This is a genomic window from Nonomuraea sp. NPDC052265, assembly GCF_044547985.1.
GTDB lineage: Bacteria > Actinomycetota > Actinomycetes > Streptosporangiales > Streptosporangiaceae > Nonomuraea.
Genome location: NZ_JBIUBJ010000009.1, coordinates 140981 through 167307, shown reverse-complemented (window position 1 = coordinate 167307; position 26327 = coordinate 140981). Strand labels below are relative to the sequence as shown.

24 protein-coding genes are annotated in these 26327 nt (G+C 71.6%); 13 read left to right on the top strand and 11 right to left on the bottom strand.

Annotated features, from left to right (window positions below; genetic code table 11):
- Positions 1-32: 32 nt before the first annotated feature.
- The 4 genes from ACIHAD_RS26355 to ACIHAD_RS26340 form a co-directional block, all read right to left on the bottom strand.
- Positions 33-446, bottom strand: coding sequence for a pyridoxamine 5'-phosphate oxidase family protein (locus ACIHAD_RS26355; RefSeq protein WP_397357297.1), 414 nt, complete (start codon positions 444-446; stop codon positions 33-35).
- A gap of 107 nt (positions 447-553) precedes the next feature.
- Complete coding sequence (locus tag ACIHAD_RS26350; protein WP_397357296.1) at positions 554-2248, bottom strand: SulP family inorganic anion transporter; 1695 nt, start codon at positions 2246-2248, stop codon at positions 554-556.
- A complete protein-coding gene (locus ACIHAD_RS26345) occupies positions 2245-2586 on the bottom strand; it encodes an ArsR/SmtB family transcription factor (RefSeq protein WP_397357295.1) in 342 nt (113 codons plus the stop codon). The genes ACIHAD_RS26350 and ACIHAD_RS26345 overlap by 4 nt, the downstream gene beginning before the upstream one ends.
- Positions 2586-2807 carry a hypothetical protein gene (locus ACIHAD_RS26340; protein WP_397357294.1) on the bottom strand — a complete coding sequence of 74 codons (222 nt, stop codon included), beginning with the start codon at positions 2805-2807 and terminating at the stop codon, positions 2586-2588. Before ACIHAD_RS26340 ends, ACIHAD_RS26345 begins: the two co-directional genes overlap by 1 nt.
- A 362-nt stretch (positions 2808-3169) precedes the next feature.
- Here ACIHAD_RS26340 and ACIHAD_RS26335 point away from each other — a divergent pair, with 362 nt between their 5' ends.
- The 3 genes from ACIHAD_RS26335 to mgtA all read left to right on the top strand — a co-directional run bounded on the left by ACIHAD_RS26335 (position 3170) and on the right by mgtA (position 6281).
- The gene (locus tag ACIHAD_RS26335; protein WP_397357293.1) at positions 3170-3400 is read left to right on the top strand and encodes a twin-arginine translocase TatA/TatE family subunit; all 231 of its coding nucleotides are present in this window, start codon (positions 3170-3172) and stop codon (positions 3398-3400) included.
- An 81-nt stretch (positions 3401-3481) separates the two neighbouring features.
- Positions 3482-3829 (top strand): metalloregulator ArsR/SmtB family transcription factor, encoded by a 348-nt coding sequence (locus tag ACIHAD_RS26330; protein ID WP_364335329.1) that lies wholly within the window; start codon positions 3482-3484, stop codon positions 3827-3829.
- On the top strand, positions 3813-6281 hold the full coding sequence (gene mgtA / locus ACIHAD_RS26325; protein WP_397357292.1) for a magnesium-translocating P-type ATPase: 2469 nt from the start codon (positions 3813-3815) through the stop codon (positions 6279-6281). Before ACIHAD_RS26330 ends, mgtA begins: the two co-directional genes overlap by 17 nt.
- A gap of 141 nt (positions 6282-6422) precedes the next feature.
- On the opposite strand, the gene ACIHAD_RS26320 is transcribed toward mgtA, so the two are convergent.
- Together ACIHAD_RS26320 and ACIHAD_RS26315 are read right to left on the bottom strand one after the other, a co-directional pair.
- On the bottom strand, positions 6423-7838 hold the full coding sequence (locus ACIHAD_RS26320; protein ID WP_397357291.1) for an LCP family protein: 1416 nt from the start codon (positions 7836-7838) through the stop codon (positions 6423-6425).
- Between the two features lie 177 nt (positions 7839-8015).
- Positions 8016-8246 carry a hypothetical protein gene (locus ACIHAD_RS26315; RefSeq protein ID WP_397357290.1) on the bottom strand — a complete coding sequence of 77 codons (231 nt, stop codon included), beginning with the start codon at positions 8244-8246 and terminating at the stop codon, positions 8016-8018.
- Between the two features lie 452 nt (positions 8247-8698).
- Between ACIHAD_RS26315 and ACIHAD_RS26310 the strand changes: the two genes are divergently transcribed.
- From ACIHAD_RS26310 to ACIHAD_RS26265, 10 genes are all read left to right on the top strand, one after another.
- On the top strand, positions 8699-9463 hold the full coding sequence (locus tag ACIHAD_RS26310; RefSeq protein WP_397357289.1) for an ABC transporter ATP-binding protein: 765 nt from the start codon (positions 8699-8701) through the stop codon (positions 9461-9463).
- A gap of 11 nt (positions 9464-9474) precedes the next feature.
- Positions 9475-10236: an ABC transporter permease gene (locus tag ACIHAD_RS26305; protein WP_397357288.1), complete on the top strand. Its 762-nt coding sequence runs from the start codon at positions 9475-9477 to the stop codon at positions 10234-10236.
- Positions 10237-10253: 17 nt separating this feature from the next.
- The gene (locus ACIHAD_RS26300) at positions 10254-11462 is read left to right on the top strand and encodes a cytochrome P450 (protein WP_397357287.1); all 1209 of its coding nucleotides are present in this window, start codon (positions 10254-10256) and stop codon (positions 11460-11462) included.
- Positions 11463-11733: 271 nt separating this feature from the next.
- Positions 11734-13644, top strand: a complete 1911-nt coding sequence (locus ACIHAD_RS26295; protein WP_397357286.1) for an amino acid transporter — start codon at positions 11734-11736, stop codon at positions 13642-13644.
- 242 nt (positions 13645-13886) lie between these two features.
- Positions 13887-13976, top strand: a complete 90-nt coding sequence (gene kdpF / locus ACIHAD_RS26290) for a K(+)-transporting ATPase subunit F (RefSeq protein ID WP_125636045.1) — start codon at positions 13887-13889, stop codon at positions 13974-13976.
- Positions 13976-15637 (top strand): potassium-transporting ATPase subunit KdpA, encoded by a 1662-nt coding sequence (gene kdpA / locus ACIHAD_RS26285; RefSeq protein WP_397357285.1) that lies wholly within the window; start codon positions 13976-13978, stop codon positions 15635-15637. The genes kdpF and kdpA overlap by 1 nt, the downstream gene beginning before the upstream one ends.
- Position 15638: 1 nt before the next feature.
- A complete protein-coding gene (gene kdpB, locus ACIHAD_RS26280; RefSeq protein ID WP_397357284.1) occupies positions 15639-17744 on the top strand; it encodes a potassium-transporting ATPase subunit KdpB in 2106 nt (701 codons plus the stop codon).
- On the top strand, positions 17745-18572 hold the full coding sequence (locus ACIHAD_RS26275) for a potassium-transporting ATPase subunit C (protein ID WP_397357283.1): 828 nt from the start codon (positions 17745-17747) through the stop codon (positions 18570-18572). It abuts the gene before it with no gap.
- A 1-nt stretch (position 18573) separates the two neighbouring features.
- Positions 18574-21117, top strand: coding sequence for an ATP-binding protein (locus tag ACIHAD_RS26270; RefSeq protein WP_397357282.1), 2544 nt, complete (start codon positions 18574-18576; stop codon positions 21115-21117).
- Positions 21114-21782 carry a response regulator gene (locus ACIHAD_RS26265; RefSeq protein ID WP_397357281.1) on the top strand — a complete coding sequence of 223 codons (669 nt, stop codon included), beginning with the start codon at positions 21114-21116 and terminating at the stop codon, positions 21780-21782. Before ACIHAD_RS26270 ends, ACIHAD_RS26265 begins: the two co-directional genes overlap by 4 nt.
- 21 nt (positions 21783-21803) lie before the next feature.
- Here the strand turns inward: ACIHAD_RS26265 and ACIHAD_RS26260 are convergent, their stop codons facing one another.
- From ACIHAD_RS26260 to rox, 5 genes are all read right to left on the bottom strand, one after another.
- The gene (locus ACIHAD_RS26260; RefSeq protein ID WP_397357280.1) at positions 21804-22052 is read right to left on the bottom strand and encodes a hypothetical protein; all 249 of its coding nucleotides are present in this window, start codon (positions 22050-22052) and stop codon (positions 21804-21806) included.
- Positions 22053-22054: 2 nt separating this feature from the next.
- Entirely contained in the window at positions 22055-22552 is a 498-nt protein-coding gene (locus ACIHAD_RS26255; protein WP_397357279.1) for a hypothetical protein, read from the bottom strand.
- Positions 22546-22887: a hypothetical protein gene (locus ACIHAD_RS26250; protein WP_397357278.1), complete on the bottom strand. Its 342-nt coding sequence runs from the start codon at positions 22885-22887 to the stop codon at positions 22546-22548. The genes ACIHAD_RS26255 and ACIHAD_RS26250 overlap by 7 nt, the downstream gene beginning before the upstream one ends.
- Before the next feature lie 220 nt (positions 22888-23107).
- On the bottom strand, positions 23108-24574 hold the full coding sequence (locus tag ACIHAD_RS26245; protein WP_397357277.1) for a hypothetical protein: 1467 nt from the start codon (positions 24572-24574) through the stop codon (positions 23108-23110).
- Positions 24575-24706: 132 nt separating this feature from the next.
- Positions 24707-26182 carry a rifampin monooxygenase gene (rox, locus tag ACIHAD_RS26240; protein ID WP_397357276.1) on the bottom strand — a complete coding sequence of 492 codons (1476 nt, stop codon included), beginning with the start codon at positions 26180-26182 and terminating at the stop codon, positions 24707-24709.
- Positions 26183-26327: the final 145 nt, after the last annotated feature.

The window sequence follows — 26327 nt, the reverse complement described above, 5'->3', positions numbered from 1 at the left end:
CAATCAGGGCGGGCTTCCGCCGGGCCCGCCCGTCAGGCGGCGTAGCGGTTCACCACCTCCGGGTGGACGACGATGCGCACCACGCCGCCGCCGAGCCACTCGTCGACGAGCTTCCGTCGGCCCGGGTCGCTCATGTCCCAATAGCGTCCGGCGAGACGGGCGGCGAGCTCGGCGCCACCCTCATCGTGGAGCGTGACCGAGCCCTCCACCGCCACCCAGTGTTCGGGCTCACCTGGTGGAGCCGCGACGACGACGGAGGCGCGGGGCCGCTCCCGGAGACGGTCGAGCTTCGGCGCGCCGGGGAGGGAGAACATCTGCAGGTCGCCGTCGTCGGCCAGCTCGAACCACACCGGTCGCGGCGCGGGCCAGCGGTCACCGCGCGGCGCGACGGTGAGGAAGGCGTGGAGCGGCCGTGCGAGCAGGGCAAGATCCTCTTCGTGGAACACGAGAGCCACCCTACGTCCGGCCGATCGCCCGGGACGGGATCCCGCTCCGCGTGGCCGAGCTCCGGTTCTCCCTCGTTCCGTACGGCTGGTTCAGCCGTACGGCTGGTTCAGCCGACGGAGGAGGGGAGCACGCCGGTGCGGTGGAGGTGGCGGCGGGCTGCCGCGATGGCCTCCGGCGTCGAGGCGAACACCTGCCCCGCCTCGTCCAGCCGGGCGATCGCGCCCAGGGCGCGCAGCGGCCGGTGATGGCCGTCGCGGATGCCGGACACGTAGACGACGATGCCGCGTCGTTCCAGGCGGGCGATGGCGTCGCCGAGCACCAGGGCGCCGCTGGCGTCGATCGTGGTGATGCGGGACATGCGCAGGATGACCACCGAGACGTCGGCGACCTCGGACAGCTCCAGCAGGAAACGGTGGGCCGCGGCGAAGAACAGCGGCCCGTCCAGCCGGTAGGCGACGATGTGCTCGGCCAGCAGCTCGTGCTCTTCGGCGTCGTGGTCGTCCGGCAGGTCGGCCCGCAGGGGCACGGTGTCCAGGCGGACGTTCCCGGCGATGGCGCGCAGCGCGAGCGCTCCGGCGACGACCAGGCCGAGGATGACGGCGGTGACCAGGTCCAGGACGAGCGTGGCGATCGCGGTGGACGCCAGGACGACGGCGTCGCCGCGGGTGGACCGCAACATCGCCCTCACCGAGCCGACCTCGACCATGCGCGCCGCGGTGGCCAGCAGCACCCCCGCCAGGGCCGCCAGCGGGATGCGGGCCACCAGGTCGGCGGCGGTGAACACGATCACGCCCAGGATCGCGGCGTGCGCGAGCGCGGCCAGCCGGGAGGAGGCCCCCGCGCGCACGTTGACCGCGGTACGGGCGATCGCGCCGGTGGCCGGGACGCCGCCGAACAGCGGGGCGACCAGGTTGGCCACACCCTGGCCGAACAGTTCGCGGTCGGGGTCGTGCCGATGGTTGACGCTCATGCCGTCGGCGACCGCGGCCGACAACAACGATTCCAGCGCGGCCAGCGCGGCCACGGCGAACGCGGGGGCGACGAGGGAGCTCAGCGCGGCCACGTCCAGGAACTCCAGCGACGGGGCGGGCAGCCCCGCGGGCAGCGCGTCGATGCGCGCCACCGGCAACCTGGCCAGCTCCGCGACGACGGTGGCGGCGACGACGGCCAGCAGCGAGAACGGCACCGCGGGCCGCCGCCGCCCGCCGACCAGGATCAGCGCCGCCACCGCCGCGGCCATGGCGAAGGCGGCCCAGTTCGGACGGGCGGTGAAGTCGCGTACCGCCTGCCAGGCCACGGCCAGCACCCTGTCACCCGCAGGCGTGGGCACGCCGAGCGCGGCGGGCACCTGCTGCATGCCGATCACACAGGCGATGCCCAGGGTGAACCCCTCCACCACCGGCGCGGGCACCAGCATCATGAACCGCCCCGCCCGCGCCAGGGCCAGGCCGAGCAGCAGCAGCCCGGCCAGCACCCCCACGGTCAGCACGCCGGTGGCGCCGTGCGCGTGCATGATCGGCACCAGCACCACCGTCATCGCCCCGGTCGGCCCGGACACCTGGAGGGCGGAGCCGCCGAAGACTGCGGCCAGCGCGCCGGCCACCACCGCGGTGGCCAGCCCGGCCTGTGCGCCCAGCCCGCTGGAGATGCCGAAGCCGAGCGCCAGCGGCAGCGCCACGATCGCCACCGTCAGCCCGGCCAGCAGGTCGCGGCGCGGATGACGGCCGAGGGCGGCCAGATCGGCCCGGGCGGGCAGAACGGGGCGCAGACGGGCCCAGCCCGCGCGGAGCACCGAGGTCACCGGCCGCCGGCCTCCGACTCAAGCAGTTCGTTCAGCAGCGCGTGCCGGCCCGAGAGTTTGGCCTGGAGCAGGTGACGGGCGGCGCGCAGCAGCTCGGCCACGTCGCCGCCGGACAACGCGTACACGACGGTCGATCCGTTGCGGCGGGCGGTGACCAGCTCCGAGCGGCGCAGCACCGCCAGATGTTGCGACAGGCCGGCCGGTTCCACCTCGATCTCGGCCAGCAGGTCGCGCACCGGCATCGGACCGTCCTGCAGCAGCTCCAGCACGCGGATTCGCACCGGATGCCCCAGCAGGCGGAACAACTCGGCCTTGGCCTCGTACAAGGGCACCGACATCAGCGGGCCTCCGTTCCGTCCTGGGCCTGGCCGGGACCGGGGGCCGTTCCGTGGCTCCGGTTCGTGGTCACGCCGTGCGCGCGGGCCATCCGCAGCACCTCGTCCAGCCCTCCGGCCGCCGCCAGCGCCGCGTCGGCGTCGCCGTCCTGTTCGGCCGCGTGCAGCGCGCCGGCCGCCTCATCGACACGGCGCCGGATCGCCGCAGCGAACGCCTCGCTCACACCTGTCCCGCCTTCTTCCGACGCCCGACGTCACAGAAGCCACGCCGACCTTACGGGCATTAGTATTCAACAAGTTGCGAAACTGCGCAACTCCTATACACGCAGCCGCCATTGGCTCACCTCGGCGACCCAAACAGACGGAACGGTTCGTCGGCGCTGATGAGCTCGCGGGGCTTCCGTCGGAATCAGGTGCCGGCGGCCGGCGCGGCCTTCGCCCTGGCCGGCCGTCGGCAAGCCGCCCGCCGACCTCTGCAAGGGGCGACAGCCGCCGCACAGTCGCCCAACAGTGTCTGACTTGCGCATCTGAGCAACTTTGATGCAGTCTGAAGCCGACAAAACGCCTGCTCAGTAAGGACGACACCATGGCCGACCTCGGTTGGGCGGAGATCCTGATCATCGCCCTCGTCTTCATGTTCCTGTTCGGGGCCAAGCGGCTGCCCGACACGGCCCGCGCCGTCGGCCGGTCGTTGCGGATCTTCAAGGCCGAGACCACCAGGACGGACGAGCCGGCCCCCTCACTGGAGGAGCAGGCCCGGCGCCTGGAGGAAGAGGCGGCCAGGTTGCGGGCCGGCGCGCGGCAGGACGGCCGGTAGCGGGTGCGACGCTCCGGCCGCCGCCCGGGCACCGGCGCGCCGCACGCCTAGACTTGGCACCTGTCCGAAAAAGGAGTGAAGGTGGCCGGCGCAAAGACCCCTGACCCGCCCGCCGAGGTGCTGGCCGAGGCTGCGGCCGCCTTCGCGCTGCTGGCCTCGCCGCCCAGGCTGCACATCGTGTGGGCACTGGCGCAGGGCGAGTGCGACGTGTCCGGGCTGGCCGAGCGGGTGGGTGGCGCGCTGCCGGCGATCAGCCAGCACCTGGCCAAGCTGAAGCTGGCCGGCCTGGTCCGCTCCCGCCGCGAGGGCCGCAGGGTCGTCTACCTGATCGACGACGAGGACGTCGTGGCCACCGTGCGCGGGCTCGTCGGGCGGCTCTCGCAGCGGGCCGGCACCTCCGGAGGACGCGTCCATGGTCTGGGCGCCTGACGCGCCGACCACGGCCGGCGGCGGTCCGGCCCCGCTGAGCCAGCTCCAGACCCTGCGCCTGCTGGACACCGGGCCACGCGGCCTGACGGAGACGCAGGCCGAGGCCCGCCTGCTGGAACGCGGCGAGAACACGATCCCCGCCCAGCGGCCGGTGTCCTGGCCGCGCCGCCTGGCCCGCAGCCTGCGTGACCCGTTCACCGTGACGCTGCTCGCGCTGGGTCTCGTCTCCGCCGTGATCACCTCCTGGGGCACGGCGGGCGTCATCGTCCTGCTGGTCGTGGCGAGTTGCCTGCTGCGCTCCAACGGGGAGTTCCGCGCCGACCGCTCGACCGCGGCCCTGCGCAGGCTCGTGGCCACCACGGCCACCGTGAGACGGCGCTCCCGCGAGGGAGGCGAGCCGCGGGAGCGGGAGATCCCCGTCGACCAGCTCGTCCCCGGCGACGTGATCAAGCTGGGGCCCGGCGACCTGGTCCCCGCCGACGTACGGCTGCTGCGGGCCGCCGGCCTGACGGTTCACCAGGCGCCGCTGACCGGGGAGTCGGCGCCCGTGCCCAAGCGGGCGCGCGACCTGCCCGAGGACGACGACCATCTGTGCTGGCAGGGCAGCAGCGTGGCGTCCGGCAGCGCGCTCGCGGTGGTGACGGCCACGGGAGGCGGCACCCTGTTCGCCGGCGCCCACCACGCTCCGGCGCGCAGGCGTTCGGCCTTCGACCAGTCGGTGAACGGCATCTCCTGGATCCTGGTCCGGCTCATGCTGGTCATCCCGCCCGTGGCGCTGGTGGCCAACGCCGTCCTGCGCGACCGGGGGCTGGAGGCGCTGCCGTTCGCGGTGGCGGTGGCGGTGGGGCTGACGCCCGAGATGCTGCCGGTCGTGGTGACCACGGCGCTCGCTCGGGGAGCGGCGCTGCTGGCCCGGCAGGGCGTGATCGTCAAGCGGCTGCCCGCGCTGCACGACGTGGGGGCGATCGACGTGTTGTGCATGGACAAGACCGGCACCCTGACCCGGGACCGGCCCGTGCTCAGCGGGTCCGTCGGCCCCGACGGCACGCCGGATCCCGAGGTGCTGCGCTGGGCGGCCGTCAACAGCTTCTGGACGCTGCACCTGACCGATCCCCCGATCCCCGACCCCCTCGACGAGGCCATCCTGGAGCGTGCGCCGGACCTGGGCGACGCCGAAGGGCTGGAAGCCACCCCCTTCGATCCCGCCCAGCGCCTGTCCCGCGCGGTGGTCCGCGACGGCGGCGGGAACGTCGTCGTGGTCAAGGGCGCCGTGGAGGCGGTGCTCGACCGGTGCGCGATGAGCCCGGGCGACCGCCTGCGGGCCGGCGAGGTCGCCCGAGCCCTGGCCGAGGCCGGTGCGCGGGTGCTGGCGGTCGCCGTGGCCGAGCACTCCCCCGGCGATCCCGTCGTCGGGGACGGCCTGACGCTCACCGGGTTCCTCACCCTCGTCGACGAGCCGTCGCCGGACGCCGCCGCCGCGCTGGCGCTGCTGGTCCGCCGGGGCATCACGCTGAAGGTCCTGACCGGCGACCACCCGGCCACCGCCGCCCGGACGTGCCGGGAGCTGGGCCTTGACGTGGGAGCGGTGATCGAGGCGGCCGACCTCACCCCCGCCTCCGCCGAACGGGCCACGGTGATCGCCCGCTGCACCCCGGACGACAAGGCCCGCGTCGTCCGCGCGCTGCGCGAGGCCGGGCACACGGTCGGCTTCCTCGGCGACGGCGTCAACGACTCGCCCGCCATGCGCGCCGCCGACGTCGGCATCTGCCCGCGCGCCGCCGTGGACGTCACCCGCGAGACCGCCGACGTCGTGCTGGCCGGCAAAGACCTGTCGGCGATCGACCAGGCGATCGTCGCCGGACGGCGGAGCACCGGCAACATCGTCACCTATCTGCGCATCGCGCTGTCGTCCAACCTCGGGAACGTGATCGCGATGCTGGCGGCCGGGCTGGCGCTGCCGTTCCTGCCGATGCTGCCGGTCCAGGTGCTGCTGCAGAACGTCTGCTTCGACGTCGCCCAGCTCGCCTTCGCCTTCGACCGGGCCGCGCCGGCCGTCCTGCGGGGGCCGTTCGGGCTGCGTCCGCGCGGCATCCTCGGCTTCATCGCCGGGTTCGGGGCGCTCAACGCCGTCGTGGACCTGGCCACCTTCACCGTCCTGACCCAGGTCGTCGGCGCGGATGACGAGCGGTCCTTCCACACGGGCTGGTTCGTCGAGAACCTGCTCACCCAGGCCGTGATCATGCTGCTCCTGCGGCCCGTCGCCCCGGCCTCCCCGCCGTTGTGGCTGGCCACGGGCTCGCTCGCGGCGATCGGGTTACTGCTGCCGCTCTCGCCGCTGGCCGGTCCCGTCGGCCTGACCGCCCTGCCCGCCACGAGCTGTCTGTGGCTGGTGCTCGTGGCCGTCCTGTACGGCTGCGCTCTGGCCGTCCTCAACCGCCGGAGACGGTTGTAGAGTTGCGCAATGTGGCAACTGTCATGCCGGGCCGGACCGCTAGGGCGAACACATGCGTGCAGGGGAGCATCGGAGAATCGCCGCGCTCACCGTGTGGGCGCTGGTGTGCGTGCTCGACATCTGCCTGTGGGCCTGGATCGACTAGGCCGCGCAGGAGTCCGACAACTTCCCTGACGACGCCATCGCCGTCCTGGTGGGCGTGGCGGACGGCGTGGCGGACGGCGTGCCCTTGGCGACGGCGGCCGGGGCCCGGCGCGAACGGGCGATCGCCTTGCGGACGTCCGCACGGATGCGCGGGAAGTCTGGGTACGCCGGGTTGTAGCGCGGCGGGACGATGGACAGCGTCCCGACCCGCGCGCCCTTGACCTTGTCGGCCAGCGGCACCAGGTCCTGCAGCAGCCCGCGCGGGATGTCGGTCCTGAACGTCTGCCGGGCCGCCCCGGCCAGCTGCTTGAACTTCAGCAGCACGTTGGCCGGGTCGAGCTGGTCGAGCATGGCGGAGATGACGCAGTGCTGGCGGCGCATCCGGGTGTGGTTGTCGCCTCCGGCGCAGGTGGAGCCGTCATGGTCGCGCGCCCTGCCGTACCAGAGCGCGTCGTTGCCGTTCAGCCGGTGGGTGCCCGCCTTGATGACGCCGCCGTCGGCGCGGCCGACGCCGTAGCAGATGTCCTGTTCGACGTGGATGCGCACGCCGCCGAGTGCGTCGATCAGCCGGGCCACGCCCCACATGTTGACCAGCACGTAGTAGTCGATCTTGAGGCCGAGGATCTCGCCGACCGCGCCCTTGACGGCGTCCGGCGCCCGGGTGGGAGCGTTGCGGAACGGCTCGGGATGGGTGTCGGCGTAGGCCCAGACGCCGTTCAGCAGGTCCTCCGACTCCCGCCCCGCTCCCGCGATGTAGAAGCCCTTCGGCTGCGGGAACAGCCTGCCCATCACGCTTCCCTTGGGGAAGGGCGCGTTCTCCATCTCCCTGGGCAGCGCGAACATCACGGTGTCGCCGGTCCTGACGTCGATGCTGGCCACGTTGACGCTGTCGGTGCGGATGCTCGTCCCGGTCCGGCCGCGGGCGCCGTCGCCGCCGAGCAGCAGGATGTTCACCCTCGTACGTCCGGCCCAGGGGTCGGCGTGGTTGATGGGGGTGGGCTCCGGGGCGTTGAACACGTCGGTCAGCGTGGCGTCCACCTCCGACACCGTCTGCGAGGCCACCACGAACGGCGACACCACGGCCGCGACCAGCAGCAGCGCCACACCGTCCGACCAGATCAGCCGCCGCCGCGGCCGCAGCACGGTGTACGAGGCGACCACCAGCAGCCCCCACGCGACGCCGACGCCGATCGCGCCGCCGCTGATCGCCGTGACCCAGGTCTGCTGGGTCGCCATGGCCGCGCCGCCCGTCGAGGCCACCACGACGGCCACCGCCACGCCCGCGGCCAGGAACAGCCCCAGCAGCCCCAGCCCGAGCAGGCGGTACCCGGCCCGCAGATGGGCCGCACCCGGAATCACGATCGACAGCGCCGCCCAGCCGATGGCTGCCCCCGCGCCCCGTTTGGTCCCCATCTGCCCTCTTGATCTCTGTGTCGTCCGACCCCGAGATCATAGATTCGGGCCTGATTGCCCATGTGCGCAACTTTTGACTATCTATCCACCTGAATGCCCCAGCCCCCAGGGGGGCCGGGACGCACACCGGTTCGCCGACGTGGCCGCCGTCTCCCGCCGCGAGCCGGCGGGAGGGCGTCAGTTCACGTACGCCCACAGGTCGTAGGTGGAGTACCCCGGGTAGCTCTGCGGATAGTGCGTGCTGCACCACCAGGTCTGCCAGCGTCCGGTCTCCTGGCCCGACCGGCCGAAGGAGACGCAGACGTCATAGGGCAGGTTGGTGTAGACGACCTGGAGCGTGGATGTGGCGCGGGCCGGCGTACTCGCGGCCAGGACAGGCGCCAGGGCGGCGACCGCGGCAAGCGCCAAGGCGGTGATTCTGCGACGCACCAGCTCTCCCCTCATGTAGGCGTGAGAAGCGATCACCGTGAATTGCACGACAGGGCTCCTCCCCACCGCAAGATCGGCCCTCATCAGGACCCGCCGACCAGCGCGAACATCCCGAAAACGGTGAAAGGTTCATTTCGCCCTGACGGCGACCAGGTCCGCGGGCGGTGCCGTGTCAGGACGGCGACAGCCCCGTATCAGCGCCTCCGGCGATGCTGAACGCCATGAACAGCTCAGCGAGCACGGCACTCGGACATCGGCCCCAGCTATTCAGCATTGCCGAGTACCGCTAGTCTGTGCCACTATATAGCAGTACTCGGCACTGCTAGGTAGCTGGGCTTCCTCGCGCTGGGTCGGCCGGGAGCAGGAGCGATTCGTCAGCGCCGTCGGGCGCGCCGCCGGTGAGGGCACCGGAGAAGAAGGAGGACCGTCCGATGACGGCACAGCAGGGCCAGGCGATCCGCGTGCGGGGTCTGGAGAAGTCGTACAAGGAGCTGCGCGTGCTGCGCGGCGTGGACTTCGAGGTGGCGCGGGGCAGCATCTTCGCCCTCCTCGGCTCCAACGGAGCGGGCAAGACCACGGTGGTGAAGATCCTGTCCACGCTGCTCAAGGCCGACGCCGGCACGGCCGCCGTCAACGGCCTGGACGTCGCCGGGCAGGCCGCGGAGGTACGCGAGTCCATCAGCCTCACCGGCCAGTTCGCCGCCGTGGACGAGATCCTCAGCGGGCGGGAGAACCTGGTGCTGGTCGCCCGGCTGCGGCACCTCAAGAACCCGGGGAAGATCGCCGATGACCTGCTCGCCCGGTTCTCGCTGACCGAGGCGGGCGGGCGGAAGGTGGCGACGTACTCGGGCGGCATGCGCCGCCGCCTCGACATCGCGATGAGCCTCATCGGCGATCCGCCGGTCATCTTCCTCGACGAGCCCACGACGGGCCTCGACCCCCAGGCCCGCATCGAGGTGTGGCAGGCCGTCAAGGAGCTCGCCGAGCGCGGCACGACGGTGCTGCTCACCACCCAGTACCTGGACGAGGCCGAACACCTCGCGGACCGGATCGCGATCCTGCACGAGGGCCGGATCATCGTCAACGGCACCCTCGCCGAGCTCAAGCAGCTCCTCCCGCCCGCCAAGGTCGAGTACGTCGAGAAGCAGCCGACCCTGGAGGACGTCTTCCTCACCCTCGTCGGCACGAAGGCATAAGGACAACCACGATGAGCAAGCACTTCTTCGGTGACACCGCCGTCCTGCTGGGACGCTCACTGCGCCACATCTCCCGCAGCCCGGACACCATCGTCACGACCGCGATCATGCCGATCGCCATGATGCTGATGTTCGTCTACGTGTTCGGCGGCGCGATCAGAACGGGGTCGGACTCGTATGTGAACTACATGCTGCCCGGCATCCTGCTCATCACGGTCGCCTCCGGCATCGCCTACACCGCCTACCGGCTGTTCATGGACATGAAGGGCGGCATCTTCGAACGCTTCCAGTCCATGCCGACCGCGCGCTCGTCGGTGTTGTGGGCGCACGTGCTGACCTCGCTGGTCGCCAACCTGATCTCCCTCGTGGTCGTGATGCTCGTCGCCCTGCTCATGGGCTTCCGCTCGGGGGCCGGGGTGCTCGCGTGGCTGTCGGTCGCGGGCATCCTGATCCTGTTCACCCTGGCGCTGACCTGGATCGCGATCATCCCCGGCCTGACGGCCAAGACCATGGAGGGCGCGAGCGCGTTCTCCTACCCGCTCATCTTCCTGCCCTTCCTCAGCTCGGCGTTCGTGCCCACCGACACCATGCCCACCGTGGTGCGGGTCTTCGCCGAGAACCAGCCGGTGACCTCCATCGTGAACGCCGTCCGCGCCCTGTTCGGCGAGCAGCCGGTCGGCAACGACATCTGGATCGCCCTCGCCTGGTGCGTCGGCATCCTGATCGTCGCCTACGCCTTCGCCATGAACACCTACCGCCGCAAGATCTCCTAGGACGTGAAGGAACGACCATGACCGACTCCCTCCATACCGTCACCCCGATGCCGGCCGAGCGCCGGCCCGGATGCCCCTTCGACCCGCCCAAGGAGCTGGTCGAGGCCCGTGAGCACGGCCCGATCAGCCGCTTCCCCTTCCCCAGCGGCCACCAGGGCTGGCTGGTCACCGGCTACGACCTGGTCCGGTCCGTCCTGGCCGATCCGCGGTTCAGCTCCCGCAAGGAGCTCATGCGCCAGCACCCGCTGATCGACTACGGCGACATCGAGGTCCCCCCGGCGCCGCCCGGCGAGTTCCTGCTCATGGACGAGCCGCAGCACAGCCGGTACCGCAAGCCGCTGGTCGGCAAGTTCACCGTCCGCCGCATGCGTCTGCTCACCGAACGCGTCGAGCAGGTCACCGCCGAGCACCTGGACGCCATGGAGAAGGCCGGACCGGGCGCCGACCTGGTGACCGCGTTCGCCAAGCCCATCCCCGCCGTCATCATCTGCGAGCTGCTGGGGGTGCCGTACGAGGACCGGGGCCTGTTCCAGGAGAACATCGACAAGTTCCTCGGCGGCGAGGTCGGCGACGAGGAGCTGATCGCGGCCTACCTCGCGACCCAGCAGTACCTGGCCCAGCTCGTGGCCGCCAAGCGCGCCGACCCCACCGACGACGTGCTCAGCGACCTGCTCGACAGCGACCTCACCGACGAGGAGCTGCAGGGCATGGCCCTGATCCTGCTGTCGGCCGGGTTCGACACGACCGCGAACATGCTGGCGCTGGGCACGTTCGCGCTGCTGCAGAACCCGGACCAGCTCGCCGCGCTGCGCGCCGACCCCGAGCTCGTGGACGGAGCCGTGGAGGAGCTGCTGCGGTACCTGAGTGTCGCCAAGCAGTTCCACCGGGTCGCGCTGGAGGACGTCGAGCTGGGCGGCCAGACCGTCACCGCCGGCACGACCGTCATCCTGTCCCTCAACACCGCCAACCGCGACCCCGAACGCTTCCCCAACCCCCACGCCCTCGACCTGCGCCGGCAGGACGGCGGCCACCTGGCCTTCAGCCACGGCATCCACCAGTGCCTGGGGCAGCAGCTCGCCCGCGTCGAGATGCGGGTGGCCTTCCCCGCCCTGCTCGACCGCTTCCCCACGCTGCGGCTGGCCGTACCGGCCGAAGAGGTCGCCCTGCGCCCGGAGACCGCCGACATCTACGGGGTCAAGAGCCTCCCGGTCACCTGGGACGCCTGACCCCGGCACCGGCGACCCCGGCCGTCCCGGCGATCGACTCGCTCCGGCCCCGCAGCCCGGCTGCCGGGGCCATGAGCCGGTTCCTCGTCCCCAAGCCGGCCAGGGTTGCCGCGGACGCTCGTCCCCCACCCCCGAGGACGACACCGCCGAGCACCCCTGTCCCCCTACGGATCCATACGTTTTCTTGACGCCCTGACCCCGCCAAACCACCTCAAACCGTCAGTAGGGTGCGATGCGTATTTACGCGGCCTTGACGGGGGGATGACCGGAAATGGTGCTGGCGAAACGGCCGGCGGCTACGGAAGGAACGCTGCGTTCCTGGCTCCTCCAGGGCCTGCAGACCGACCGCGGGCAGATCGAGCACGGCCCCCACGTGAAGCATCCGTGGTGGCGGGTGATGTGCCTGACCGGTGTCGACTACTTCTCCACCCTGGGCTACCAGCCGGGCATCGCGGCCCTGGCGGCCGGCTTCCTGTCGCCCCTGGCCACCCTGTTCCTGGTCGCGCTCACCCTGCTGGGCGCGCTGCCGGTCTACCGCCGGGTCGCGGCCGAGAGCCCGTACGGCCAGGGCTCGATCGCGATGCTGGAGAAGCTCGCCCCGCAGTGGTGGGGCAAGATCTTCGTCCTGGCGCTGCTCGGGTTCGCGGCCACCGACTTCGTCATCACCATGACGCTGTCGGCGGCCGACGCCACGGCGCACATCCTGGAGAACCCCTTCGTGCCGGACTTCCTGGCCGGGCGGCGGGTGATCGTCACACTGGTGCTGCTGGCCGCGCTCGGCGGGGTGTTCCTGATGGGCTTCAGCGAGGCGATCGGCATCGCGGTGCTGCTCGTCTTCGTCTATCTCGGCCTGAACGCGGTCGTCGTCGCCACCGCCCTCGCGCGGGTCGTCCAGGCGCCTCAGGTGGTCGTGGACTGGCAGCGCGCCCTCAGCCTCGATTTCAGCAGCCCGCTCACCATGATCGGGCTGTCGTTGCTCGTGATGCCCAAGCTGGCGCTCGGCCTGTCGGGGTTCGAGACCGGCGTGGCGGTGATGCCGGTGGTCAAGGGGGAGGTCGGGCAGCGCGTCAAGGGCACCAAGCGGATGCTCACGGTCGCGGCGTTGATCATGAGCGTGTTCCTGATCCTCTCCAGCTTCGTCACCACCGTGCTCATCCCGCACGAGGAGTTCGAGGAGGGCGGCAGGGCCGGCGGCCGGGCCCTGGCCTATCTGGCGCACGGCTACCTGGGTGACTGGTTCGGCACCGTCTACGACGTCTCCACCATCACGATCCTGTGGTTCGCGGGGGCGTCGGCCATGGCGGGGCTGATCAACCTGGTGCCGCGCTATCTGCCCCGCTACGGCATGGCGCCGGAGTGGACCGGCGCGGTCCGGCCGCTGGTCCTGGTGTTCTCCGTGATCGCGTGCGCCATCACGATCATCTTCGACGCGGACGTGGAGGCCCAGGGAGGCGCGTACGCCACAGGCGTGCTGGTGCTCATGTTGTCGGCGGCGGTCGCGGTCACTCTGTCGGCGTACAAGAAGGGGCAGCGCGGGGCCACGGCCGGCTTCTCCGCGATCACGGCCGTGCTGGTCTACACGCTGGTCGACAACGTGATCGAGCGGCCGGACGGCGTGAAGATCGCCTCGTTCTTCATCGCGGCCATCGTCGTCACCTCGCTGATCTCCCGCGCCACCCGCTCCACCGAGTTGCGGGTGACCGAGGTGCGCCTGGATCCGCTGGCCGAGCAGTACGTCAACGACGCCTGCGGCGACCTCCACCTGATCGCGAACGAGCCCCACCAGCGCGACCAGGACGAGTACCACGACAAACTGCGCGAGACCTGGCTCAACCACCGGCTGCGCAGCTCGGAGCCGGTGCTGTTCGTGGAGGTCTCGGTGCCGGACGCGTCCGAGTTCGAGACCGAGCTGCACGTCAAGGGCGAGGAGCGGTACGGGCACAGGATCCTCACCATCGAGAGCTCGGCCGTGCCCAACTCGCTGGCGGCGCTCCTGCTCCACCTGCGCGACCGGACCGGCTCGGTGCCGCACATCTACTTCCACTGGACCGAGGGCAACCCCGTCGTGGCGATGCTGCGCTACCTGGTCTTCGGCGGCGGGGACGTCCCGCCGCTGACCCGGGAGGTGTTGCGCCAGGCGGAGCCGGACCTGGAACGCCGCCCGCACGTCCACGTGGGCTGACGCGCCTCGTGGAGGGGGCCGCGTATGGATGGCGTGAAGAATCGGGCCCCCGCCGTAGGGAAGTCGTCAAGAAAGGCTAAACGAGGCTTTTCTCGGGTTTTCCTTGGTCTGGAACCGCTCATTCCGGGCGGTAAGGAATTGTTCCAGAGCTGAGGAGTGGGGATGGCAGACGTCATCTTCGTCGCCCTGACGATCGCGGTCTTCGTGGTCTTCGGGCTCGTGGTGAAGGCGGTGGAGCGCCTGTGAGCGCGATCAACGCCACCGGTCTCGTGGTGGTCGCGGCCCTGGTGATCTTCATGGTCGCCGCCCTGCTGTTCCCGGAGCGGTTCTGATGAGCACGACCGTCGCAGGGATGATCTTCATAGCGTCGCTGATCGTCGCGCTCGCGCTGGTGCACAAGCCGCTCGGCGACCACATGTACCGCGTCTACTCCACGGCGAGGCACAACGCGGTCGAGCGCGGGATCTACCGGCTGCTCGGGGTGCGCGCCGACGCCGAGCAGAGCTGGCCGGTCTACGCGCGCAGCCTGCTCGCCTTCTCGGTCGTCTCCGTCCTGGTCGTGTACGGCCTCCAGCGCCTCCAGGACAAGCTGCCGCTCAGCCTGGGCATGGCACCGGTCACCGACCACATCGCCTGGAACACCGCGATCAGCTTCGTCACCAACACCAACTGGCAGGCGTACTCGGGCGAGTCCACGATGGGCCACCTGACCCAGATGGCCGCCCTGGCCGTGCAGAACTTCGTCTCGGCGGCCGTCGGCATGGCGGTCGCGGTCGCCCTCGTACGCGGCTTCGCCCGCCGCAAGGCCGGCACGATCGGCAACTTCTGGGTGGACCTGGTCCGCGGCACCCTGCGCATCCTGCTGCCGATCGCCTTCGTCGGCGCGCTGGTGCTGGTGGCGGGCGGCCTGGTGCAGAACTTCTCCGGCGTGCACGAGCTGACCACGCTGACCGGCGGCACCCAGGGCATCACCGGCGGCCCGGTCGCCTCCCAGGAGGTCATCAAGGAGCTGGGCACCAACGGCGGCGGCTTCTACAACGCCAACTCCTCCCACCCGTTCGAGAACGCCACGAGCTGGACGAACTGGTTCGAGATCCTCCTGATCCTGGTGATCCCGTTCTCGCTCACCCGTACCTTCGGCCGGCTGGTCGGCCAGGTCCGGCAGGGGTACGCCATCCTCGCCGTGATGGGCGTCCTGGCGCTGACCAGCGTGATCCTGACCAACGTCTTCGAGCTGTCCGGCGACGCCACCGTCCCGCAGGCCGTCGGCGCGGCGATGGAGGGCAAGGAGCTGCGCTTCGGGGTGTCCAACTCGGCCACCTTCGGCGCGGCGACCACGCTCACCTCGACCGGAGCGGTGAACTCCTTCCACGACTCCTACACGCCCTTCGGCGGCATGATGACGATGGTCAACATGATGCTCGGCGAGGTCGCGCCCGGCGGCGTCGGCGCGGGCCTGTACGGCATGCTCATCCTCGCCGTGATCACGGTCTTCGTGGCGGGCCTGATGGTCGGCCGCACCCCCGAGTACCTGGGCAAGCGCATCGGCGCCCGCGAGATCAAGCTCGCCTCCCTGTACTTCCTGGTCACCCCGGCCCTGGTACTGGTCGGCACGGCCTTCGCGATGGGCTCCCCGCAGCAGCGCGCGGGCATGCTGAACAGCGGCCCGCACGGCCTGTCGGAGGTCCTGTACGCCTTCACCAGCGCCTCCAACAACAACGGCTCGGCCTTCGGCGGCCTGACCGTCAACACCCCCTGGTACGACGTGGCGCTCGGCCTGTGCATGGCCTTCGGCCGGTTCCTGCCGATCATCCTGGTGCTGGCCCTGGCCGGATCGCTGGCGGCGCAGTCGCCCGTACCGGAGGGCGCCGGCACGCTGCCCACGCATCGGCCGCAGTTCGTCGGCATGGTCGTCGGCGTGACGGTCGTCCTCGTCGCCCTCACCTTCCTCCCGGCACTCGCGCTCGGCCCGATCGCAGAAGGACTGTCCTGACATGTCAACCCCCGTACTGGACAAACCCTCCCCCGCGCGGCGGGACGGCCGCGTGGGCGGCGGCCTGCTGGATCCCCGGCAGCTCCTCAGGTCCTTCCCCGACGCGGTCAGGAAGCTGAACCCGGCCACGCTGTGGCGCAACCCCGTCATGCTGATCGTCGAGGTCGGCGCGGTGTTCACCACGGTCCTGGCGATCGTCGAGCCGTCGTTCTTCGCCTGGGCGACCGTCGTGTGGCTGTGGCTGACCGTGATCTTCGCCAACCTGGCCGAGGCCGTCGCGGAAGGGCGCGGCAAGGCGCAGGCGGCGACGCTGCGCAAGGCCAAGACCGACGCCCAGGCCCGCCGCCTGCGCGGCGGCGCCGAGGGCGGGTGGGACCGGGTCGCCGCGCCCGACCTGCGGCAGGGCGACCTGGTGGTGGTCGAGGCCGGCGAGGTCATCCCCGGCGACGGCGACGTGGTCGAGGGCATCGCCTCGGTGGACGAGTCGGCCATCACCGGCGAGTCGGCGCCCGTCATCCGCGAGTCGGGCGGCGACCGCTCGGCGGTGACCGGCGGCACGAAGGTGCTCTCCGACCGGATCGTCGTCAGGATCACCCAGAAGCCCGGCGAGAGCTTCATCGACCGGATGATCGCCCTGGTCGAGGGCGCGAACCGGCAGAAGACGCCCAACGAGATCGCGCTCAACATCCTGCTGGCCGCCCTGACGATCGTCTTCCTGGTCGCCACCGTCACCATGCAGCCGCTGGCCATCTACTCCAAGCAGATCAACCCCGGCGTGCCGGACTCGCTCGCGCTCGACGCGAACGGCGTCACCGGCATCGTGCTGGTGTCGCTGCTGGTCTGCCTGATCCCGACCACGATCGGGGCGCTGCTGTCGGCCATCGGCATCGCCGGCATGGACCGCCTGGTGCAGCGCAACGTCCTGGCCATGTCGGGACGCGCGGTCGAGGCCGCGGGCGACGTGTCCACGCTGCTGCTGGACAAGACCGGCACGATCACGCTGGGCAACCGGCAGGCGGCCGAGTTCGTCCCCGTGGAGGGGATCGGCGAGCAGGAGCTCGCCGAGGCCGCCCAGCTCTCCAGCCTGGCCGACGAGACCCCCGAGGGCCGCTCGATCGTGGTGTTCGCCAAGGAGCGTTACGGCCTGCGCGAGCGCGAGATCCACGGCGCCGAATGGGTGCAGTTCACCGCGCAGACCCGCATGTCCGGCGTGAACCTGGACGGCCGCGAGGTCCGCAAGGGCGCGGCCACCGCGGTCATGAAGTGGGTGCGCGACAACGGCGGCCACCCCACCGACGACGTCGGCCACATCGTGGACGGCATCTCCGCCTCCGGCGGCACCCCGCTGGTCGTGGCCGAACGGGGCCGCGTGCTCGGCGTCATCCACCTCAAGGACGTCGTCAAGCAGGGCATGCGCGAACGCTTCGACGAGATGCGCCGCATGGGCATCCGCACGGTCATGATCACCGGCGACAACCCGCTCACCGCCAAGGCCATCGCCGACGAGGCCGGCGTGGACGACTTCCTGGCCGAGGCCACCCCCGAGGACAAGCTCGCCCTGATCAGGAAGGAGCAGGAGGGCGGCCGCCTGGTCGCGATGACCGGCGACGGCACCAACGACGCCCCCGCCCTGGCCCAGTCGGACGTCGGCGTCGCCATGAACACCGGCACCTCGGCCGCCAAGGAGGCCGGGAACATGGTGGACCTGGACTCCAACCCGACCAAGCTCATCGAGATCGTCGAGATCGGCAAGCAGTTGCTGATCACGCGGGGCGCGCTGACCACGTTCTCGATCGCCAACGACATCGCCAAGTACTTCGCGATCATCCCGGCCATGTTCGCCGCCGTCTATCCGGGCCTGGACGCGCTCAACGTGATGCGCCTGGCCAGCCCCCAGTCGGCGATCCTGGCGGCGGTGATCTTCAACGCGCTGGTCATCGTCGCGCTCATCCCGCTCGCGTTGCGCGGGGTGCGCTACCGGCCCTCCAGCGCCTCCAAACTGCTCTCCCGCAACCTGTACGTCTACGGCCTGGGCGGCATCGTCGCCCCCTTCGCCGGCATCAAGATCATCGACCTGCTGATCCAGTTCCTTCCGGGGATGTCATAAATGGAACGCCTGCCCAGCTGGGTCCGCCAGCACCTCGCCGCCCTGCGCGCCGTCGCCGTCCTGACCGCGCTGCTCGGCGTCGTCTACCCTCTGGTCACCACCGGCATCGCCCAGGCGCTGTTCAACGGCCGGGCCAACGGCTCGATCGTCGAAGGCGGCCACGGCAGCGCCCTGATCGGCCAGTCCTTCACCGACAAGGACGGCAATCCGGTCAGGACGTACTTCCAGTCCCGTCCCTCGGCCGCCGGCGACGGCTACGACCCGACCTCGTCCGGGGCCGGCAACCTCGGCCCGGAGGACGTCGTGGACACGCTGCCGGACGCGGGTGAGGAGGGCAGGCAGTCGCTGCTCACCCGGGTCTGCGCCCGCTCCAAGGCGGCCGGCGAGCTGGAGGGCGTCAGCGGCGCCCGCCCGTACTGCACGGCCGACGGGGTCGGCGCGGTGCTGAAGGTCTTCCCCGGCCGGGTCGTCAGCGTCAACCAGGCGTGCCCCGCCGTCCCGTTCGTCGCCTCCTACCAGGGCGTCCCGGTCGAGTGCGGCAGGCCGGGCGAGGACTACTCCGCCGGGCGCACCGTCCCCGTCAGGGGGAACACGGGCACTCCCCCGGTTCCCGCCGACGCGGTCACGGCCAGTGGCTCCGGCCTCGACCCGCACATCTCGGTCGCCTACGCCGAGCTCCAGGCGCCCCGCGTGGCCAGGGAGCGCGGACTGGCCCTCGCCCGGGTCAAGGGGCTGATCGGCGAGCACACCACCGGCCGCGTCCTCGGCTTCATGGGCGAACCGGCGGTCAACGTGCTCGAACTCAACCTCGCGCTCGACAGGGCGTGAGGTGAGGGGCCGGCTGCGGGTCTACCTCGGGGCGGCGCCCGGGGTCGGCAAGACGTACGCGATGCTCGGCGAGGGCCGCAGGGCCCGCGAGCGCGGCCGGGACGTGGTCGTGGGGTTCGTCGAGACCCACGGCCGGCCCCGGACCGCCGCCCTGCTGGAGGGCATGGAGACCATCCCCCGCCGGACGCTCGTCCACCGCGGCGCCACCTTCACCGAGCTGGACGCCGACGCCGTGATCGCCCGCCGGCCGAGGGTGGCGCTGATCGACGAGCTGGCCCACACCAACGTGCCCGGCTCGAAGAACGTCAAGCGCTGGCAGGACATCGACGACATCCTGGACGCCGGCATCGACGTGATCTCCACGGTGAACATCCAGCACCTGGAGTCGGTCAACGACGTCGTCCAGGAGATCACCGGCGTGCCGCAGCGCGAGACCGTGCCCGACGAGGTCGTGCGCCGGGCCGACCAGATCGAGCTGGTGGACATGTCGCCCGAGGCGCTGCGCAGGCGGATGGCCCACGGCAACGTGTACGCCCCCGAGAAGGTGAACGCGGCGCTGGCGAACTACTTCCGCGTCGGCAACCTCACCGCGCTGCGCGAACTGGCGCTGCTGTGGGTGGCCGGCAAGGTGGACGACCAGCTCGACCGCTACCGCGCCGACCACGGCATCGCCACCACGTGGGAGACCCGCGAACGCGTCGTCGTCGCCCTGACCGGCGGCCCCGAGGGCGACACGCTGGTCCGGCGGGCCGCCCGCATCGCCGCCCGCACCAAGGGCGCCGACCTGCTCGCGGTGCACGTCACCAGCGCCGACGGGCTGGCCGGGGCCGACCCGGGCAGCCTCGCCCGGCAGCGCACGCTGGTGGAGGACATGGGCGGCACCTACCACCAGGTCGTCGGCGACGACGTCCCGAGGGCGCTGCTCGACTTCGCCCGCGGCGTCAACGCCACCCAGCTCGTCCTCGGCGCCTCGCGCAGGGGGCGATTCGCGCAGATCTTCTCCCGCGGCGTCGGCGTGGAGACCACCGCCCGGTCCGGCTCGATCGACGTGCACATGATCACGCACGAGGAGGCCAAGCGGGGGCGGCGGCCGGGCCGCTCGCGCGCCGCGCTCACCCGCGCCCGCCGGACGACCGGCTGGGTGCTCGCGGTGGCCGGGATGCCGCTGCTGACGGCCGCGCTGTGGCCGTTCCGGGACCTGCTGTCGCTGCCCAGCGAGATCCTGTTCTTCCTCTGCCTGACCGTGGGCGTCGCGCTGGCCGGCGGCATGTGGCCGGCCATCACCGCGGCCGTCGGCGGGTCGCTGCTGCTCAACTGGTTCTTCACGCCGCCGGTCGGCGAGTTCACCATCGCCGCTCCGGAGAACCTGTTCGCGCTGGTCGTGTTCGTGCTGGTGGCGGCGGCGGTGAGCACGATCGTGGACATCGCCGCCCGCCGCACCCGCCAGGCCGCCCGCGCGAGCGCCGACGCCGAGTTGCTGTCCACGCTGGCCGGGCACGTGCTGCGCGGCGAGGCCGCTGTGCCGTCCCTGCTGGAACGGACGCGCGAGACGTTCGGCCTGGCCTCGGTCACCCTGCTGGAACGCCGGCCCGACGCCGCCCACACCCCCGACGACCAGTCCGACCCGGACGTCTGGCGGATCGTCGCCACCTCCGGCGGCGCCCCCTGCACCTGCCCCGGCCAGTCCGACACCGACGTGGTCATCGGCGAGGACCTGGTCCTGGCGGCCAAGGGCGGGCCGCTGGAGGCCGCCGACCGCGCGGTGCTGGAGGCGTTCGCCGCCGAGGCCGCCGTCGCGCTGCGCCAGGAACGCCTCCAGGAGGCGGCCGAGCGCGCCCGCCCGCTGGCCGAGGCCGACCGCATGCGCACCGCGCTGCTGGCCGCCGTCAGCCACGACCTGCGCACGCCGCTCGCCTCCGCCAAGGCCGCCGTCGAGAGCCTGGGCAGCACCGAGATCGCCTGGTCCGAACGGGACCGGTCCGAGCTGCTCGCCACCGCGGAGGAGTCGCTGGACAAGCTGGACCGGCTGGTGGCGAACCTGCTGGACATGAGCCGTCTGCAGGCGGGCGTGCTCGGGGTGAGCGCGCAGCCCCTGGCGCTCGAAGAGGTCGTGCCGCGCGCCATCGACGACCTCGGCCCGCTCCAGGACCGCATCGACGGCGACGTCTCCGTCGAGCTGCCCGACGTCCTGGCCGATCCCGCGCTGCTCGAACGCGTCCTGGTCAATCTCATGTCCAACGCCGTGCGCTACAGCCCGCCCGGCCGGCCCGTGCTGATCACCGCGAGCGGGCACGGCGACCACGTCGAGATCCGGGTGATGGACCGCGGTCCGGGCATCCCGCCGGAGGCGCACGACCGCGTCTTCCAGCCGTTCCAGCGGCTCGGCGACCGCGACAACCACTCCGGCGTCGGGCTCGGGCTGGCCCTGTCACGCGGGCTCGCCGAGGCCATGGGCGGCACGCTCGTACCCGAGGAGACGCCCGGGGGCGGTCTCACCATGATCCTCACCCTGCCCGTCGCGACCCCCCGGAGGGTGACCCGGTGACCCGCATCCTCGTCGTGGACGACGAGCCGCAGATCCTGCGCGCCCTGCGCATCAACCTGGCCGCCCGGCACTACGACGTCACCGTCGCGGCCGACGGCGCGTCCGCGCTCAGGGCCGCTGTCGACGCCGCCCCTGACCTGGTCATCCTCGACCTGGGCCTGCCGGACCTGGACGGCGTGGAGGTGATCCACGGCCTGCGCGGCTGGAGCGCCATCCCGATCATCGTGCTGTCCGGCCGGGCCGGGAACCAGGACAAGATCGAAGCCCTGGACGCCGGCGCCGACGACTACGTGACCAAACCGTTCGGCATCGACGAGCTGCTGGCCCGGGTGCGGGCCGTGACCCGGCGCACCGCCATCCAGGAGGCCGAGCTGGCGAGCATCCGGATCGGCGACCACGTCATCGACCTCACGAACAAGACGATCTCCAGCGACGTGCGGCTGACCCCGACGGAGTGGCACATCCTGGACCTGCTGCTGCGCCACCCCGGCAAGCTGATCAGCCAGCGCCAGGTCCTCACCGAGGTGTGGGGCGCGAGATTCGTCAAGGAGACCCACTACCTGCGCCAGTACATGGCGCAGATCCGCCGCAAGCTCGAACGGGATCCGTCCCGTCCCGTCCATCTGATCACCGAACCCGGGATGGGTTACCGCTTCAGACCGTGACCACGCACGCGCTGCCGCCGGTCAGGGGCGGAGCAGGGCGCGCACCCGGTCGATGGTCGCGCCGGCGCGCTCCAGGTTCTCCTGGAGCGCGCCGGTCGCGGCGCGAAGGTACTCGACGCTCACCCAGCCGTCCCCGGACTCGGCGCGTGCCGTCGCGGCCTCGCCGGGCAGCCGTCCCAACCGGCCGAAGAAGCGGTCGGCGTCGGCCACGAGCCGCTCGGGGTCGATCCCGAGCTCTTCCGTGAAGTTCATGGTCACTCCCACGTTCATGGTCACTCCCAGGGGAACGAGTACGAGCCGTCGGTGTGCTGCTCCGGCGCGAACCGGCCGGTCAGCGTCCGGCCGCCGGTCGTGAGGTCGTTGACCGCCTTGCCGCCCGCCGCCTGCGGCAGGCCGGGCGGCAGGGCCGAGCCCGCACGTGAGCTCGACCAGGGGCCGGAGGACGGGAATCGGCCGCTGAGACCGTGCGCGGTCAGATCGCGCTCGATCCGGTTGGCCGTGCCCCAGACCAGCATGGGCCCTTGGGCGAAGGTCGCCGCGGCGAGGTCGTGCAGGCCGCCGCCGTCACCGCGGACGGCCTGCGCGCCCACGTCGTCGTGGACCGACGACCAGGTGGTGGCCGCGTCGAAGAACGCCTGGGGATCGTACTGGTGGATGTACATCTTGCCGACGAACGGCCAGGCCGCCGGAACGCCCAGGGCCGACAGCGTCACCGCGGCGCCCGTACCCACCATGAGGCCGTGCCGTCCCAGGCCGGCGAGGTTCACCACCGGCTCACGGAACTGGCGCGCTCGGCGTTCTCCCAGGTCGTGATGGACGCGGTCAGGCCGTCCTGGAGGCGCACGACGTCCTCCACCCGGTGGCGCACCTCCACCATGGTGAACGCCTCGACCTCGCCGTAGGCCAGGGCGAGCGAGTAGGTGAAGGACGTGAAGGCGGACTCCGCCACCGTGAGCCCGGTCAGGCGCGGCAGCACGCCGCCCAGCGGCCGGACGGCCTCGGGGAGCCGGGATGCGATCTCCCTGAGCCGGGAGCGCTCGATCTCCACGTCGTACGGGGTGGGGGGCTCGTCAGGAGGTGCCCAAGGGGTGGGATTGGTAGGCATGGGTCGCTTTCGTCCGCATTGTTGATCTCCCCAGCCTCACCCCCTGAGGCCGTGACCGGGTGCGTTTTGACGCCATCCCTATACGAACTCAGCGCACCGCTGCACCATCTTGACGCCGCGCCGCGGCGGCCGTACGCCCTGGAGTCACCCGGTCACGACGCCTGTCTGGTGGGCAGCAGCGCGGTCAGCAGCCAGCCGCCGTCGCCGTCGGGGCCGGCGCTCAGCGTGCCGCCCAGGGTGTGGGTGCGTTCGCGCATGCCCCGCAGCCCCTGACCGGAGGAGGGCAGCCTGAGCAGGGCGGCCGGCGGGCGGCCGTTGCGCACCTCGATGGCCAGTCCTGGGCCACCGCGCGTTGCCGCGACTCCCGCAGGCGCAGCCGTTCCGCCTCGCTCGCGGCCTGCCTGGCCTGGAGGTAGCGGCCGATCGCCACGGGAGCCACGACCAGCGTCATCAGCACCAGGACGTACATCGGCTGCACCTCCGAGCCCGGCCCGGCCACGCGGACGGCGGCGGTGAAGGCGGCGACGGAGAGGACGGCGACGAGGTAGACGGCGAACGTCCAGCCCCAGGAGGCCACGCGCATGGCGAACACGCCGACGGTGACGAGGACGAGCATGACGCAGGTGGTCATCGCCTCCTGGAAGTACTGGTCGGCCAGCAGCATGAGGGCGACCTGCAGGACGAACACCAGCCCCGGCAGCCGCCGCGCGACGCCGAGCGACAACCCCGCGAGCGCCACCAGCGATCCGGCGACCCAGACGGGGCCGCCGGCGGCGTCCCAGGCCGTCCAGGTGTCCAGGACGGCCAGGGTGAGGCCGCCACCGGCCAGCAGCACGTCGACGGTGATGTCGCGCTCGGCGAGACGCCCGGCCGGGCCGCGCAGGTAGGCCCCGATCAGGACGGGCACGACGGCGGCTCCCGCGCAGTACAACCAGGCGTTGACGGTGAAGGGCTGGCCCGGATCGGCGAGGTTGACGCCGGTGGCCGCGCCCGCGACCACGGCCGAGCAGAGGACGGCGAGCGGACGCGCCCGGTGGGCGACGACCCCGAGGGCCGCCATGAGCAGGATCTGCACCGTGTTGACGGTGAACGCGCCGATCTGGTCGGTGAGCACGAGCAGCCCCGCCAGGTAGCCGACCACCGGCACGGGCCAGCGCCGTACGAATCCCAGGGGAGCCCCGGCGAGCACGGAGAACCCGGCGCAGATCACCACAGGCGCCGAGGAGGTGCCCCACGTGTGCCACGTGGTCAGGACGTCGAAGCCGACGGCGGCCGTCACCAGCAGGACATCCAGCGCCTTGCCACGCCATCGCATGCTGCGCACCGACCCGTCGATGGCGCGGACGGCGGAGGCCCCGAACAGGTCGGCCAGCGACCCGCCCACCAGACCGACCAGGACCGACCCGCCCAGCGCGGCCAGCGAAGGCGCCAGGTCCGCCGGACCGGCTCCCGCCTCCACTCCGGCGACCAGCGCGCCGGCGGCCAGCGCGGAGATCACGGGAGTGACGGTCATGACCGCGCCGGTCGCGACCAACCCGGCTCTGACGCCGGGGCCCGCCTCGCGCAGGAGGCGGAAGAGCCGGACCCGTTCGCGCACCGACGCCCGTACGGCCCGCGGGCCCAGGCGGTCGAGCGTCAATCGCGGATCTGACTCCGGTTCCTGCTCGGCGGAAGCACTTTCCTGCATGCACGGACCTCGATCTGATTCGCGTTGTTCCGCAGAAAACCGCACGACGACATCCAGGTCACATGATCTCCACATCCCCCCGGCCGGATCAATGGCCCGCGGGCGGCCTTGCCGGCCGGGGAGATGGCGCTGTCAGCCGAACCAGCGGGAGAGGTGGGCGTCCAGGTCCTGCTGATCGTCGCCGATCCAGGCGACGTGGCCGTCGGGGCGCAGCAGGACGCACGGAACGTCCAGTGCCGCGGTGGGATCCGCCAGGTGGTCGACCCGGTCCGACCAGCCGCCGACGGTCAGGCGTTCGGTGCGGTCCAGCAGCAGGCCGCGGCCGCGATGCAGCAGACCGTAGAGATTCCCCTGCTTCACGTCGACGTCGCGCAGGCGGCGGCCGAGCAGGTCGGGGCCTGGCCCGAAGTCGTAGCGCACGCCGATCGCGGTGATCTTCTCGATCAGATGGCGGTTCACCTCGTCGAGGTCCATCAGTTCGGTGAGCAGCCTGCGCACGGCCCGCGGGCCAGGTTCGGGGGACAGCAGTTCCTTCTGGGCGCGGGTGTTGTCCAGCACGTCCGCGGCGACCGGACGACGTTCGGCCTCGTAGGTGTCCAGCAGCGTTTCCGGCGCCCAGCCGCGGATCTGTGCGGCCAGTTTCCAGCCGAGGTTGAACGCGTCCTGGACGCCCAGGTTGAGGCCCTGCCCGCCGATGGGCGGATGGATGTGCGCCGCGTCGCCGGCCAGCAGCACCCGCCCGACCCGATAACGTTCGGCCAGCCGGGTGGCGTCTCCGAAGCGGGACAACCAGCGCGGGGAGTGCACGCCGAAATCGGTTCCGGCGACGGCCCGCAGCGCTCGCTGGAATTCCTCAAGCGTGGGTGCTTCCGCGCGGTCGCCGACCCCCGCGGCGGGGACGAGGACGCTGTAGACCCCCTTGTCGAACGGCCGGAGCCAGAACGGCTTGTGGGGCTCGTGGATCTCGGCCACCTTGGCGGTGATCTCCTCCTGCGGCACGCCCACTTCCAGCTCGCCCATCAGCGTCTCGGTCCGCGACGGCTCGCCGGGGAAGCCGACGCCGAGCAGTTTGCGCACCGTACTGCGGCTGCCGTCGCAGCCGACGAGGTAGCGCGAACGCAGCCGTTCCCCGTCGGCCAGCTCGACGGTCACACCCTCGTCGTCCTGTTCGAGGCCGGTCACCGTACAACCGCGCCGGACCTGCGCGCCCAGGCCGATCGCGTGCTCTTCGAGCAGGCGCTCGACGACCGGCTGCGGGATGCCCAGCAAGTAGGCGTACGCGGAATCCAGGCCCTTGGGTGCGGGTTTGTCGATGGCGGCGAAGAAACCGGCGGCCGGACGCCGTCTTCCTTGTTCGAGAACGCGATCCAGCAGGCCGCGCATCGCCATCAGCTCAAGACTGCGGATGTGCAGCCCGACTATCCGGACGTACGACTTGGGCTCGGTCTCCTTCTCCAGAACGAGGACCCGCACGTCGTGCAGCCGGAGTTCGGCGGCCAGCATCGCGCCGGTCGGCCCGCATCCGGCGATGATCACGTCGTACGTGAGGGGCGCGCGATCGGCCGTACCGTTCGACGACGGCTCGGCGTTGAACTGCGAAGAGTGCATGGTGTTGCCTTTCGGGAGTGCCTTGGTGGCGAGGCGCTCCCGGCGACACCTACGTCGATCGCCCGGCCGTGACGGCGAGGGGGAGCACCCACATCGATACAGCGTTCATGGGTCCCACCTCCTCGGGCGATGTCACGGTCGCCTG

Excerpts from the sequence above, each read along its gene's own strand:
- ACIHAD_RS26260 (WP_397357280.1), bottom strand. The coding sequence starts at position 22,052 with ATGAACGTGGGAGTGACCATGAACTTCACGGAAGAGCTCGGGATCGAC.
- ACIHAD_RS26250 (WP_397357278.1), bottom strand. The coding sequence starts at position 22,887 with ATGCCTACCAATCCCACCCCTTGGGCACCTCCTGACGAGCCCCCCACC.
- ACIHAD_RS26320 (WP_397357291.1), bottom strand. The coding sequence starts at position 7,838 with ATGGGGACCAAACGGGGCGCGGGGGCAGCCATCGGCTGGGCGGCGCTG.
- kdpB (WP_397357284.1), top strand. The coding sequence starts at position 15,639 with ATGTCAACCCCCGTACTGGACAAACCCTCCCCCGCGCGGCGGGACGGC.
- ACIHAD_RS26345 (WP_397357295.1), bottom strand. The coding sequence starts at position 2,586 with ATGTCGGTGCCCTTGTACGAGGCCAAGGCCGAGTTGTTCCGCCTGCTG.
- mgtA (WP_397357292.1), top strand. The coding sequence starts at position 3,813 with ATGGTCTGGGCGCCTGACGCGCCGACCACGGCCGGCGGCGGTCCGGCC.
- ACIHAD_RS26305 (WP_397357288.1), top strand. The coding sequence starts at position 9,475 with ATGAGCAAGCACTTCTTCGGTGACACCGCCGTCCTGCTGGGACGCTCA.
- ACIHAD_RS26335 (WP_397357293.1), top strand. The coding sequence starts at position 3,170 with ATGGCCGACCTCGGTTGGGCGGAGATCCTGATCATCGCCCTCGTCTTC.
- ACIHAD_RS26245 (WP_397357277.1), bottom strand. The coding sequence starts at position 24,574 with ATGCAGGAAAGTGCTTCCGCCGAGCAGGAACCGGAGTCAGATCCGCGA.
- ACIHAD_RS26310 (WP_397357289.1), top strand. The coding sequence starts at position 8,699 with ATGACGGCACAGCAGGGCCAGGCGATCCGCGTGCGGGGTCTGGAGAAG.
- kdpA (WP_397357285.1), top strand. The coding sequence starts at position 13,976 with ATGAGCACGACCGTCGCAGGGATGATCTTCATAGCGTCGCTGATCGTC.
- ACIHAD_RS26300 (WP_397357287.1), top strand. The coding sequence starts at position 10,254 with ATGACCGACTCCCTCCATACCGTCACCCCGATGCCGGCCGAGCGCCGG.
- ACIHAD_RS26295 (WP_397357286.1), top strand. The coding sequence starts at position 11,734 with ATGGTGCTGGCGAAACGGCCGGCGGCTACGGAAGGAACGCTGCGTTCC.
- ACIHAD_RS26275 (WP_397357283.1), top strand. The coding sequence starts at position 17,745 with ATGGAACGCCTGCCCAGCTGGGTCCGCCAGCACCTCGCCGCCCTGCGC.
- rox (WP_397357276.1), bottom strand. The coding sequence starts at position 26,182 with ATGCACTCTTCGCAGTTCAACGCCGAGCCGTCGTCGAACGGTACGGCC.